This is a genomic window from Promicromonospora kroppenstedtii DSM 19349, assembly GCF_000515355.1.
Lineage (GTDB): Bacteria > Actinomycetota > Actinomycetes > Actinomycetales > Cellulomonadaceae > Promicromonospora > Promicromonospora kroppenstedtii.
In genome coordinates, this window is sequence record NZ_KI911634.1 from 15015 (window position 1) to 27284 (window position 12270).

12 protein-coding genes are annotated in these 12270 nt (G+C 70.9%); 9 read left to right on the top strand and 3 right to left on the bottom strand.

What is annotated here, in order from left to right; all coding sequences use genetic code 11:
• The 3 genes from PROKR_RS30585 to PROKR_RS06475 all read left to right on the top strand — a co-directional run.
• On the top strand, positions 1 to 2966 hold a 2966-nt coding region (locus tag PROKR_RS30585; protein ID WP_084800287.1), incomplete at its 5' end, for a S8 family serine peptidase.
• A 106-nt stretch (positions 2967 to 3072) separates the two neighbouring features.
• Complete coding sequence (locus tag PROKR_RS06470; protein WP_157601931.1) at positions 3073 to 3468, top strand: hypothetical protein; 396 nt, start codon at positions 3073 to 3075, stop codon at positions 3466 to 3468.
• A gap of 10 nt (positions 3469 to 3478) precedes the next feature.
• Positions 3479 to 4618 carry a dipeptidase gene (locus PROKR_RS06475; RefSeq protein ID WP_036961124.1) on the top strand — a complete coding sequence of 380 codons (1140 nt, stop codon included), beginning with the start codon at positions 3479 to 3481 and terminating at the stop codon, positions 4616 to 4618.
• A 1-nt stretch (position 4619) separates the two neighbouring features.
• On the opposite strand, the gene PROKR_RS06480 is transcribed toward PROKR_RS06475, so the two are convergent.
• Positions 4620 to 4892, bottom strand: a complete 273-nt coding sequence (locus tag PROKR_RS06480) for a hypothetical protein (RefSeq protein ID WP_026366117.1) — start codon at positions 4890 to 4892, stop codon at positions 4620 to 4622.
• A 198-nt stretch (positions 4893 to 5090) separates the two neighbouring features.
• Positions 5091 to 5633, bottom strand: a complete 543-nt coding sequence (locus PROKR_RS06485) for a GNAT family N-acetyltransferase (RefSeq protein WP_036960903.1) — start codon at positions 5631 to 5633, stop codon at positions 5091 to 5093.
• Positions 5634 to 5782: 149 nt separating this feature from the next.
• Between PROKR_RS06485 and dnaK the strand changes: the two genes are divergently transcribed.
• The 5 genes from dnaK to PROKR_RS06510 all read left to right on the top strand — a co-directional run bounded on the left by dnaK (position 5783) and on the right by PROKR_RS06510 (position 10410).
• Positions 5783 to 7648: a molecular chaperone DnaK gene (gene dnaK, locus PROKR_RS06490; protein ID WP_036960906.1), complete on the top strand. Its 1866-nt coding sequence runs from the start codon at positions 5783 to 5785 to the stop codon at positions 7646 to 7648.
• A complete protein-coding gene (grpE, locus tag PROKR_RS06495) occupies positions 7645 to 8310 on the top strand; it encodes a nucleotide exchange factor GrpE (RefSeq protein ID WP_036960908.1) in 666 nt (221 codons plus the stop codon). The genes dnaK and grpE overlap by 4 nt, the downstream gene beginning before the upstream one ends.
• 79 nt (positions 8311 to 8389) lie before the next feature.
• Positions 8390 to 9397 carry a DnaJ C-terminal domain-containing protein gene (locus PROKR_RS06500; RefSeq protein WP_036960910.1) on the top strand — a complete coding sequence of 336 codons (1008 nt, stop codon included), beginning with the start codon at positions 8390 to 8392 and terminating at the stop codon, positions 9395 to 9397.
• Between the two features lie 88 nt (positions 9398 to 9485).
• Positions 9486 to 9938 carry a heat shock protein transcriptional repressor HspR gene (locus PROKR_RS06505; protein ID WP_036960913.1) on the top strand — a complete coding sequence of 151 codons (453 nt, stop codon included), beginning with the start codon at positions 9486 to 9488 and terminating at the stop codon, positions 9936 to 9938.
• A gap of 163 nt (positions 9939 to 10101) precedes the next feature.
• A complete protein-coding gene (locus PROKR_RS06510; RefSeq protein ID WP_020017795.1) occupies positions 10102 to 10410 on the top strand; it encodes a DUF1540 domain-containing protein in 309 nt (102 codons plus the stop codon).
• Positions 10411 to 10472: 62 nt separating this feature from the next.
• Here the strand turns inward: PROKR_RS06510 and PROKR_RS06515 are convergent, their stop codons facing one another.
• A complete protein-coding gene (locus PROKR_RS06515; RefSeq protein ID WP_245605726.1) occupies positions 10473 to 11270 on the bottom strand; it encodes a hypothetical protein in 798 nt (265 codons plus the stop codon).
• 242 nt (positions 11271 to 11512) lie between these two features.
• Between PROKR_RS06515 and PROKR_RS06520 the strand changes: the two genes are divergently transcribed.
• A partial coding sequence (locus PROKR_RS06520) for a sigma-70 family RNA polymerase sigma factor (RefSeq protein ID WP_169736343.1) occupies positions 11513 to 12270 on the top strand: 758 nt, incomplete at its 3' end.

Here is a 12270-nt window from a genome sequence, read left to right on the forward strand (position 1 = left end):
AGCCGCTCCCGGCGCCCGGCCAGTCGGCCGGCCGTGTCCCGGCCGCCGACCCGGCGGACAAGATCACGCCCGCCGCCCGGAAGGCGTTCGCCGCACCCGGCGACACGAGCTTCTGGCTGCGGTTCGCCGACTCCGCGGACCTGTCCGCGGCCGGCGGCATCACGAGCTGGTCCGAGCGCGGCGAGTACGTCTACGAGACGCTTCTCGCGACGGCCGAGGCCGCCCAGAAGGACGCCGTCGCGGAGCTGGAGAAGTCCGGCACGGAGTACACGTCCTACTGGGCCACGAACGCGATCCTCGTCGAGGACGGTTCGCTCGGCCTGGCCACGGACCTGGCCGCCGACAACGAGGTCCTGGAGATCCGGCCGACGGCGCACTACGAGGCGCCGGAGCCGGTCGCCGTGGTCGACGAGGCGGACGTGACGCCGTCGGCCGCCGGGACCCCGACCTGGGGTATCTCCGCTATCAACGCGGACGACATGTGGGACCAGGGCTTCACGGGCGAGGGCATCGTGGTGTCCAACATCGACACCGGTGTCGACGGCGACAGCGCGGCGCTGGCCGGGCAGTACCGCGGCCAGGGCTCCAGCGAGCTCGACGCCTACAGCTACTTCACGGTCGACGGCTTCCACTACCCCCACGACGAGGACGGGCACGGAACCCACACGATGGGCACCATGGTCGGCGGCACGGTGCGCAACGGCGGTGCGGACCACGCCGTCGGCGTCGCCCCCGGCGCCGAGTGGATCGCCGCGGCCGGTGGCGGCGACGGGTGGAAGGACGAGGACCTGATCGCCTCGGGCCAGTGGATCCTGGCCCCGTTCCGCCAGGGCTGGAGCAACCCGGCCCCTGACCCGGCCATGCGGCCCCACGTGGTCAACAACTCCTGGGGCGCGGACTTCTCGACGGACCCGTTCATGGAGGACGTCATCACGGCGTGGGAGGCCGCGGGCATCTTCGCGACCTTCGCCAACGGGAACAGCGGCGAGGCCGGCTGCCAGTCGTCCGGCAGCCCGGGCTCGCGGACCGTCAACTACTCCGTCGGCGCCTTCACGCAGAGCGGTTCCATCGCGTCGTTCTCCTCGCGCGGCCCCGGCCAGAGCGGGAACGTCAAGCCGGACATCGCCGCCCCGGGCGCGAACGTCCTGTCGACCTACCCGCCGAACTCCTCGGCCTACCTCGACGGCACGTCCATGGCCGCCCCGCACGTCGCGGGCTCCGTGGCGCTGCTGTGGGACGCCGTCCCCGAGCTTGTCGGCAACGTGCCGGCGACCCGCGCGATCCTGGACGGTTCGGCGCGAGACATGAACAACACGACCTGCGGCGGCACCGCCGACGACAACAACGTCTGGGGCGAGGGCAAGCTCGACGTCCTGGCCGCATATGAGCTGGCGCAGGACGAGGTGTTCGAGACGACCACCGTGCCGGTCGTCTCGGGTGCCGAGTACAAGGTGGGCAAGCCACTGACCGTCACGGTCGACGCCTGGAGCCCGGCCGCGACGTTCGCCCTCCAGTGGCGCCGGGACGGCAAGATGATCTCCGGGGCCACGAAGTCCACGTACACGCCGACCGGTGCGGACGCAGGCAAGACCCTGACGGTCAGCGTCCTCGGATCGGCCGACGGCCGCATCCCCACCGCCACGGAGAGCGTCGAGACCCCGGTCATCGCGATCGGCGACCCGACCGCGTCGACCCCGAAGATCAGCGGTACGCCGCGGGTGGGCGTGCCCCTGCGGGCGCTCGCCGGTTCCTGGACGTCAGGCACAAAGTTCTCGTACCAGTGGTACGCGAACGGGACCGCGATCAGCGGCGCCACGGGCTTCTCCTTCACACCGACGGCGTCCCAGCGAGGCAAGAAGCTCACGGTCCGGCTCGTCGGGTCGCGCCCCGGCTTCGCCAACGCCAGCCGGACCAGCGCCGCCTCGGCGACGGTCGCCACGGGCGTCTTCTCGCAGTCGGCGCCGGTGATCATCGGCCTGGCGACGCCGGGCGCCAAGCTGACGCTCTCCCGGCCGCAGTCCGTGCCGACGGCGAGCACCGCGGCCTACCGGTGGAAGCTCGACGGCCGGTCCATCTCGGGGGCGACCGGCAGCAGCCTCACGGTGAAGTCGGCGTGGCGGGGCCACACGATCACGGTCAGCGCCACGGTGAGGAAGAGCGGCTACAGCACCAAGACGGTCACCTCCGACGGGGCCAAGGTCGGATCGAAGTACTCGCGGTCGGCCAACCCGGCGATCTCGGGCTCCGCCCGCGTCGGCTCGACGCTCAAGGCCTCGACCGGCACCTGGTCGCCCAAGCCGTCGTTCTCCTACCGCTGGTACGCCGACGGCCGGCCGATCTCCGGCGCGACCAGGTCGACGTACTCGCTCAAGGGCACGGACTACGGCAAGAAGATCACCGTGTCCGTGCGCACCTACCGGGCGGGGTACGGCACGGCACTGCGCCGCAGCTCGGCGACCGGCAAGGTGCTGACCTCGGCCGTGCGGTTCCCGGGCGACGACAGCAGCGGCTGGCTCGTCGGGAGCACCAGCGTGCCGGCCGGCAACTACATCGCGCAGGCGGGCAGCAACGACTGCTTCTGGGAGCGCTGGTCCGCCGGTGACGTGCTCGCCAACGACGTCGGCTCCGGCCAGCGCATCCTGAAGGTGCAGTCCACGGACTACGCCGTCTGGTCGAGCACGAGCTGCGGCACCTGGACCAAGTACTACTCCGGGATGTCCACCACGCGTGCCTCGACGGCCACGGACGGTGTCTACGTGATCGGTGACCACCTGGAGCGCGGCGTCTACTCGACGACGGGCCCGGCCACTCCGGACACGTCCTGCACCTACATCTTCTACAAGGGCTTCTACGGCAGCGACGGCATCATCAGCCTCGGCACCACGTCCGAGGCCCGCACCATCACGATGCCGTCGACCGCGACCGGCTTCGAGACGGTGGGCTGCAGCTGGCGCCGGATCGGCTGACCGGACCGGCCCGGACATGTCAGACGTGCAGGTCACCCCGGTGATCTGCACGTCTGACACGTTTCCCGGTACTGGGTACTCTGGCGTCCGGCGATCTGGAGGCACCTTGTCCGATGCTTGGCACCCCGACATCAGGCGTGAGCTGCTCCCCGGGCCGTCCGAGGTCGTGCTGTCCAACCGGTCCCTCGCCTGCACGCTGACCGGGATCGGCGCCGCGGTCGTCGTCCTCGCCGTGCTGTTCGTTGAACCGATGCTCTGGGTCTGGGCGCTGGTGCCCGCCGCGGTCGCCGTCGCCTGCATCGCCACGGGCGGGTTCCTGGACAGCGCCGCCGCGGCCCGACAGGCCGACGAGGCGCGGGCCGGGTACACGACGGTCCTCACCGAGTCGACCGACCTGGACTTCGTGGACGACCTGTCGGCGCGGCTGGTGCGTCGCGCGGGCGAGGCGCTGACCACACACGAGATCCGCGACCGGATCAGGCGTGCCCGGGCGGCGCGGTAGCGTCGCCCGCATGACGACCGCAGACCGCATCACCGCGCTCCTTCAGAAGCACCCCGTCTGGGACGGGCACAACGACCTGCCGTGGGAGCTGCGTGAGCAGTCGTCCTACGACCTGGACGCGGTCGACATCGCGCAGCGGCTCACCACCACCCACACCGACCTGCCGCGTCTGCGCGACGGCGGCGTCGGCGCCCAGTTCTGGTCCGTCTTCGTGCCGTCCGACCTCCAGGCGGGCGCGGCCGTGACCGCCACGCTCGAGCAGATCGACTGCGTGCACCGCATGGTCGAGAAGTACCCGGACAGCCTGCGGCTGGCACGGACCGCCGCCGACGTCGAGCAGGCCTGGAGCGAGGGCCGCATCGCGAGCCTGATGGGCGCCGAGGGCGGCCACTCCATCGACGAGTCCCTGGGCGTGCTGCGCATGCTCCACGCGCTCGGCGTGCGCTACATGACCCTCACGCACAACGACAACGTGCCGTGGGCGGACTCCGCCACCGATGCCGAGGTGCTGGGCGGCCTCTCGCCGTTCGGCGAGGACGTGGTGCGTGAGATGAACCGCATCGGCATGCTGGTGGATCTCTCGCACACCTCGGCGGGCACCATGCGGCACGCGCTGCGGGTCACGTCGGCCCCGGTGATCTTCAGCCACTCCAGCGCCCGCGCCGTCTGCGACGTCCCGCGCAACGTGCCCGACGACGTCCTCGGCGCCCTCGCGGCCAACGGCGGCGTCTGCATGGTGACCTTCGTGCCGCAGTTCGTCTCGCCCGCCGTCGCCGAATGGCGCGCCGCGGGCGCCGCAGCGGCCGCGGCGGAGGGCATCCGGAGCACCGACCTCGGCGCGTTCGAGCCGTTCATGGCGCAGTGGCGGACCGCCCACCCGCAGCCGCGCACCACGCTGTCCGACGTCGTCGCCCATGTCGAGCACGTGCGCGAGGTCGCCGGCGTCGACCACGTGGGTCTCGGCGGGGACTACGACGGCACGCCGAACCTGCCCGAGGGGCTGGAGGACGTGACGGGCTATCCCCGGCTCCTCGCGGCACTGGCTGACAGGGGCTGGTCGGACGCCGACCTCGGCAAGCTCACCAGCGGCAACGTGCTGCGAGTGCTCCGGGATGCCGAGCAGGTGGCGGCCCGGGCCGCCGAGGGCTGACTCAGCTGGGGAGCTGAACCACCTTGCGCTGGAAGCCCAGGGCCACCTTCTGCAGGGACTCCAGCGGCTCCTGCTCGTTGTGGTAGCTGATCTGCCGCAGCATCGACCCGGACGACGCGAGCAGCGCGACGATCACGTCGCGTGCGTCCTCGCGCGTCTCGAGCGCCTCCTGCAGCAGGTCCTGGACGTGAGGTGATCTGAGGCCGTCTTCTTCGGGATCGAGCAGCGCTGTCAGGAGCGCGATCGACAACGAGCTCCCGTGGATGCTTGCCATGGTGGTCTCCCCCGGTCGGGGCCCGGGAGTCCCGGGCATCAGGCACCCGCGGGCTGGCCCGCGGGGTACTCGTCCGATGCCCCACCCCCTGTGGCCTCGGCCGTGCACCCTTGTGTACCGCAGGTCAGGACGTCGCGCCTGTTGACAGGGGCGAAATTGTCTCGATCGTGCCGCGTGGCGAAAGATCCGCCGGCCGCTTCAGCCGTGCAGGATGAGCTGGAAGACGACATGGTCCTGCCACTCGCCGGCGATCTTGAGGTAGCTGGGCGCGAACCCGATCCGCTCGAACCCGACGTGCGTCAGCACGGCCTGGGAGGCCGTGTTGTGCGGCAGGGTAGCCGCCTGCAGGCGGTGCAGGCCGAGCTCGTCCCGGGAGTGCGCCACCATCGCCCCGACGGCCCGGGTCATCAGCCCGCGCCCGGTGAACCCGGCGTCCAGCCAGTAGCCGAGGTGCCCGTTCTCGAAGGCCCCGTGCACGATGTCGGTGAGGTTCAGCCGGCCCACGATCCGCCCGTCGGACTCGAGCACGGTGTGGAGCGCGCGCCCGGTCGAGTTGTCCAGGACCTGGGTCCACAGCCGTTCCCTGTGCCAGTCCGCGGTGTAGAACTCCGCGGGCCGCTCGGGCTCCCAGGGCGCGAGGTGCTCGCGGTTGCGGACGTAGGCGTCGGCGAGCGCGTCGGCGTCGTCCTTGCTGAGCTCGCGCAGCGTGACGTCGTCCGTCAGGAGGGTCTCGAAGGGCATGGCGTCACGATAATCCCGCCGGGAACTAATTCGCCCCCGCCGTAGTTGAGTGAAGTAGGCTCAACTTTACGAGCGTCAGCTTGCTTCCTCGCGAGCTCCGGCTTAAGTTGAGTGCAGCAGACTCAATCTGTCGTAGGAAGGCAGCAGACATGGCACGCGCAGTAGGTATCGACCTCGGAACGACGAACTCGGTGGTGGCGGTCCTCGAGGGTGGGGAGCCCACCGTCATCGCCAACGCGGAGGGCTCGCGGACCACCCCGTCGGTGGTCGCGTTCTCCAAGACCGGCGAGGTCCTGGTCGGTGAGGTCGCCAAGCGGCAGGCCGTCACCAACGTGGACCGCACCATCTCCTCGGTCAAGCGCCACATGGGCACCGACTGGACCGTCGACATCGACGACAAGAAGTACACCGCGCAGGAGATCTCGGCCCGCATCCTGGGCAAGCTCAAGCGCGACGCCGAGGAGTACCTGGGCGAGCCCGTCACCGAGGCCGTCATCACGGTCCCGGCGTACTTCAACGACGCCGAGCGCCAGGCGACCAAGGACGCCGGCCAGATCGCCGGCCTCGACGTCAAGCGCATCGTCAACGAGCCCACCGCGGCCGCCCTCGCCTACGGCCTGGAGAAGGGCAAGGAGGACGAGCTCATCCTGGTCTTCGACCTCGGTGGCGGCACGTTCGACGTCTCCCTGCTCGAGGTGGGCAAGGACGAGGACGACTTCTCGACCATCCAGGTGCGCGCCACCTCCGGTGACAACCGCCTCGGCGGTGACGACTGGGACCAGCGCGTCGTGGAGCACCTGATCAAGCAGGTGAAGAACTCCTCGGGCGTCGACCTGTCGAAGGACAAGATCGCGCTGCAGCGCCTCCGTGAGGCGGCCGAGCAGGCCAAGAAGGAGCTCTCGTCCGCGACGAGCACCAACATCTCGATGCAGTACCTGTCGATGAGCGAGAACGGCCCCATCCACCTGGACGAGAAGCTCACGCGAGCTCAGTTCCAGCAGATGACGCAGGACCTCATCGACCGCACCAAGGCGCCGTTCCACGCCGTGATCCGTGACGCCGGCATCTCTGTGTCGGACATCGACCACGTGGTGCTCGTGGGTGGCTCCACCCGCATGCCCGCGGTGACCGAGGTCGTCAAGGAGCTCACCGGTGGCCGCGAGCCCAACAAGGGCGTGAACCCCGACGAGGTCGTCGCCGTCGGCGCCGTGCTGCAGGCCGGTGTCATCTCCGGTGACCGCAAGGACGTGCTGCTGATCGACGTCACCCCCCTGTCCCTCGGTATCGAGACCAAGGGTGGCGTGATGACCAAGCTCATCGAGCGCAACACCGCGATCCCGACCAAGCGCAGCGAGGTCTTCTCCACGGCCGACGACAACCAGCCGTCCGTGGCGATCCAGGTGTTCCAGGGCGAGCGCGAGTTCACCCGCGACAACAAGCCGCTGGGCGTCTTCGAGCTCACCGGCATCGCGCCGGCCCCGCGTGGCGTGCCGCAGATCGAGGTCACCTTCGACATCGACGCGAACGGCATCGTGCACGTGTCCGCCAAGGACCGCGGTACGGGCATGGAGCAGTCGATGAAGATCACGGGCGGCTCCGCGCTCCCCAAGGACGACATCGACCGCATGGTCAAGGACGCCGAGCTGCACGCCGAGGAGGACAAGAAGCGGCGCGAGGAGGCGGACACCCGCAACCAGGCCGAGGCCTTCGCGTACTCCATGGAGAAGCAGATCGCGGACAACCGCGACAAGCTCCCGGCCGAGGTCGTCACCGAGGTCGAGGCGGACATCGCCGCCGTGAAGTCCGCGCTGGAGGGCGAGGACCCCGACGCCGTGAAGAGCTCGTACGAGAAGCTCGGCGCGTCGTCGCAGAAGATCGGCGAGGCCCTGTACGCGGCCGAGCAGCCCGCGGCGCAGGGTGCCGACGGCGCCCCGCAGGCGGCGAACGACCGGTCCGCCAAGGACGAGGACGTCGTGGACGCCGAGATCGTGGACGACGAGGACGAGCGCAAGTGACGGACGAGCACCAGCAGGGACCCCCCGAGCCCGAGGGCTCGGGGGAGCACCCCTTCCAGTTCACGGACAAGCGCAAGGTGAACGCCTCCGGCGACGAGGCGCGACCGGCCGAGCCCGCTCCGGCGGACGACGCCGCGGACGAGCCCGCCGCGCCCCCCGCTCAGGGGGACACGTCGGGCGACCCGCTGGCCGGCCTGGACTTCGAGCCCTCGGGTGACGCCGCAGAGGCGTCCGAGGTGCTCAAGGCCAAGGCGGAGGCGGCGGAACACCTGGACGCCCTGCAGCGCGAGCGGGCCAGCTTCACGAACTACCGCAACCGGGCGCTGCGCGACCAGGAGGCCGCGCGCAACCGGGGCGTGCAGGACGTGCTCGCGGCCCTGCTGCCCGTGCTCGACGACGTCGAGCGCGCCAAGCAGCACGGCGAGCTGAGCGGTGCCATGGCCGCGATCGCCGAGAAGCTCGACCAGAGCCTGCAGAAGTTCGGCGTCGAGCGGTTCGGCAAGGTGGGGGAGGAGTTCGACCCCAACCTGCACGAGGCGCTCATGCACTCGACCGACGCGGACGCGACGGCCGCCACGGTGAACCTCGTGGTCGAGCCCGGGTACAAGATCGGCGACAAGGTGGTCCGGGCGGCACGCGTGGGCGTCGTCGGACCGGAGTAGCAGCCCCCGGTGGTCGAGCTTGTCGGGGCCCAGGTCTCGACGAGCCCGACCACCGGTATCGACGCGGAAGTGAGGTGCCATGACCGGTCAGGACTGGATGGAGAAGGACTTCTACGCCGTGCTGGGCGTGTCCAAGGACGCCGACGACGCCGCCGTGAAGAAGGCCTACCGCAAGCTCGCGCGCCAGTACCACCCCGACCAGAACCAGGGGAACGCGGCGGCGGAGTCCAAGTTCAAGGAGATCGGCGAGGCCTACGCGGTGCTCTCCGACCCGGAGCAGCGCCGCCAGTACGACGCCGTGCGCGCCATGGCGGGCGGTGCCCGCTTCTCGGCGGGTGCCGGCGGTGCCGGTGCCGGCGGGTTCGAGGACATCATGGGCGCCATGTTCGGCGGCGCCCAGGGTAGCGGCCGAGGCGGGCCGCGCGTCCGCTACACCCAGGGCGGCAACGCCGGCGCGGGCTTCGAGGACATCCTCGGCTCGATGTTCGGCGGCGGCCGCACGGCCTATGGCCAGGGCACTACCGGCTACGCGGCGCCGACGGCGGGGGCCGACGTCGTCGCCCAGGTCACGCTGCCGTTCCGGGCGGCGGTGGAGGGTACGACGGCCGAGCTCGAGGTCAATGGCCGCACCATCACCGCGCGCATCCCGGCGGGAATCAACGACGGCAAGAAGATCCGCCTGCGCGGCAAGGGCCGCCCGGGGGTCGCCGGCGGCCCGGCGGGTGACCTCGTGGTCACCGTGCACGTCACGCCGCACCCGGTGTGGACCCTGGACGGCGTGGACCTGCGCATGACCGTGCCCGTCACGTTCGCGGAGGCCGCGCTCGGCACGACGCTGGAGGTGCCCACCCTGGACGGCGGCACCGTGCGGCTCAAGGTGCCGGCGGGGACGCCGTCGGGCCGGGCGCTGCGCGTCAAGGGCCGTGGTGTCCAGACGGCCAAGGCGACCGGCGACCTGCTCGTCACCGTGCAGGTGGCCGTGCCGCAGAAGCTCAGCAGGAAGGCCAAGCAGGCGCTCGAGACCTTCGCCGCCGAGAACGACGGCGAGGACGTGCGCGCAGGCCTGGCCGCGCGGGCGGCAGAATGACGCCGGTGCGGTGAGGCATATGCCCCACCGCACCGCATTCGGTAACCTGCCCGCACGCAGACGCACAAAAGAGACTTCGGAGGAGCACATGGTCGACGACGACACGCCCGTGCTCACCGTGTCCAAGGCGGCGGAACTCGCGGGCATGCACCCGCAGACGCTGCGCCAGTACGACCGCCTCGGGCTGGTGGTCCCCCGGCGCACCCGCGGCCGCGGCCGCCGCTACTCGCGCCGCGACGTGGCGCGCCTGCTCCAGGTGCAGCGCCTCGCCCAGGGCGAGGGCATCAACCTCGCCGGGATCAAGCGCATCCTCGACCTGGAGGCGCACGTCTCCGTGCTCGAGGAACGCCTCGGTGACCTGCTCATGCGGGTCCAGGAGGAGGGTCGCGTCTTTGCCGCCGGGCCCGCCGCGGGCGACGTCGTGGTGGTGCAGCGCGGCCAGCGCGTCCGGAGCGCCGCCATGCGCGTGGACCTGGAGCACCGCGCCGTCGGCGGGGGAGCCGTGGTGCTGTGGCGCCCGGCCCCGCGCCGCGAGGAGTAGCCACCCCCGAGGCCCGCGCGACATTTCAGCAATGCAATTCTTTCGTTAATCGTGAATGTTGCCGGGATGTAGGTAAGCCATTCCTCAACTCTGTGCGATCTGTCATTCAGGAATACGATCGACGCATTCCGCAGGAGTGACGCACGGAGCGAGGAGAGTTGCCATGAGCACGCTGATGGAAATGCCCGAGGTCGTGGAGTGCTCGGTCGACGGCTGCGGCTACAACCACGAGCACGGCTGCCACGCCGGCGCCGTCACGATCGGCGGGCACACGGGCGACGCGGCCTGCGCCACGTTCATCCCGCTCAGCACCAAGGGCGGCCTGGAGAAGGTCATCGCGCACGTGGGTGCCTGCCAGCGCGGCGAGTGCACGCACAACGACAACCTGGAGTGCAACGCCCCGTCGATCCGGGTGGGCCCCGGCCCCGAGGACCCGGCCCACGCCGACTGCCTCACCTTCGAGGAGAGCTGAGCAGAGCGAGCCGGGGCACGGCGTCGGGCCCCGGCTCGCTCGCTCGGAGTGTGTGGCTGCGCTCAGCGCGCCAGGTGGTCCAGCAGGAGCAGTGCGTCCGCATGCGTTCCGGGCAGGCGCTCGACCCAGACCCGCGTGGGCCGGCGTACCTCGGTGGCCAGGCCCAGCACCTCGGCGTTGCGCTCGACGACGCGGCGCAGCGACTGGCCGAGCTCCGCCGTCGTCGGGCCCCGCTCGCAGAGCACCACGAACGTGCCGTCGCCGATGGCGGCCATCGGATGGCCCTCGCCGAACACCTGGTGCAGGGTGCGGCCGATCGCGGCGGAGCGGGCGAGCCGCTGCCACGTGTCGAGGCTGTCCAGGCCGACGTCGAGCACCAGCAGGCAGTGGGTGTCCCCGGCAGTGGTGCCGGTCCGCTGCGCGGTGCCGTAGGTCTCGCGCAGCCGCTCGCCCAGGTACTCACCCGTGGGCAGGCCGGTCGAGGGATCGTGCGTGGCGATCTGGTAGGGCACGCGCTCGCGCTCCCCGACCCAGCCGATCGCGGCGGCCCGCAGCGCGCCGACGTCGGTGGGGCGCCCGAAGGCGGCGTAGAGGCAGGCGACGTCGTCCAGTGCCTCGGTGATCCCGGCTCCTACTCCGGCGCGCGCCGCACCGAGCCGCTCGGCGGGGGCGATTACGCCCCGGCCCTCGGCCAGTGCCTCTGCTAGCGCCTCAGCGGCGGGGTGCTCCCAGTCGTTCGGCCGGATCCAAACCGACGCCAGACTCGTAGCTCGCCACCGCTCGCGCAGGTCGTGCACACGCACCCGCGCCTCCTGCTGTGCCTCGCTCATGATGAAGGGACCCTCACGGGGATACATCATGACGCACCTTCGGGGGCGATGTACCGGACTTCACCCGGTCGTCACCCAGGAATGTGGAATTCCACCCCCTAAATCGTCCGCTTGGCCCTATAGTCGTGGCAGAACGGCGACAGTCAACCGCACCGCGGCCACCGCGAGAGTCTGGGTAGACGTTGAGGCAAGTCGAGAGCAGCACCGGTGAAACCCCGAGCGACGCGGAACTGATCCTGCAGGTCAGGTCAGGTGACCGCGATGCTTTCGGCGTGCTCTACGAGCGTCACTCGGCAGCCGCCCGAGCCCTCGCCCGGCAGTACGTCCCGGCCGCGGACGCGGAGGACGTCGTGGCCGACGCCTTCAGCAAGCTGTTCGAGATGCTGCGCCGCGGGGTCGGTCCCGACGCCGGCTTCCGCCCGTACCTGTACACGATGGTCCGCCACCGGTCGTTCGACGTCTCGCGTGGCGCCGCGCGCACGCGCCCGAGCACCGACGACGAGATCGAGTCCGTGCTCGGCCGCGTGGCCTCCAAGGACGACCCCGCGCTCGAGGGCTTCGAGCGCAGCGTGATTGCCAAGGCCTACGTCGACCTGCCGGAGCGCTGGCGCGAGGTGCTCTGGTACGTGCTCGTCGACGAGCTCAAGCCCGCCCAGGTCGCGCCGGTGCTGGGCCTGAGCCCCAACGGCGTGTCCGCCCTGCTCTACCGGGCCAAGGAGGCACTGCGGGCGGGGTACCTGCAGCAGCACCTGAGCCACTCGCCGTCGGACACCTGCCGCACCGTCAACCCGCTGCTCGGCGGGTACGTGCGCGCGAGCCTGTCCAAGCGCGAGACCGCGAAGATCGACGAGCACCTCTCGACCTGCGCCACCTGCAGCGCCCTGGTGCTCGAGCTGCACGACGTGGCGCACGGCATGAAGACCGTCATCGCCCCGCTCGTGCTCGGCGCGGGCGGCCTCGCGCTGGTCGGCGCGGGCGCCCCGATCGGTGGCCTGGTCATCGCGGGTGCGGCCAAGGCCGGCGCCGTCGC

Bases quoted from the DNA above. Each gene is read 5' to 3' on its own strand.
- PROKR_RS06475 (WP_036961124.1), top strand. From the start codon at position 3,479: ATGACGACCGCAGACCGCATCACCGCGCTCCTTCAGAAGCACCCCGTC.
- PROKR_RS06480 (WP_026366117.1), bottom strand. From the start codon at position 4,892: ATGGCAAGCATCCACGGGAGCTCGTTGTCGATCGCGCTCCTGACAGCG.
- PROKR_RS06485 (WP_036960903.1), bottom strand. From the start codon at position 5,633: ATGCCCTTCGAGACCCTCCTGACGGACGACGTCACGCTGCGCGAGCTC.
- dnaK (WP_036960906.1), top strand. From the start codon at position 5,783: ATGGCACGCGCAGTAGGTATCGACCTCGGAACGACGAACTCGGTGGTG.
- PROKR_RS06500 (WP_036960910.1), top strand. From the start codon at position 8,390: ATGACCGGTCAGGACTGGATGGAGAAGGACTTCTACGCCGTGCTGGGC.
- PROKR_RS06505 (WP_036960913.1), top strand. From the start codon at position 9,486: ATGGTCGACGACGACACGCCCGTGCTCACCGTGTCCAAGGCGGCGGAA.
- PROKR_RS06510 (WP_020017795.1), top strand. From the start codon at position 10,102: ATGAGCACGCTGATGGAAATGCCCGAGGTCGTGGAGTGCTCGGTCGAC.
- PROKR_RS06515 (WP_245605726.1), bottom strand. From the start codon at position 11,270: ATGATGTATCCCCGTGAGGGTCCCTTCATCATGAGCGAGGCACAGCAG.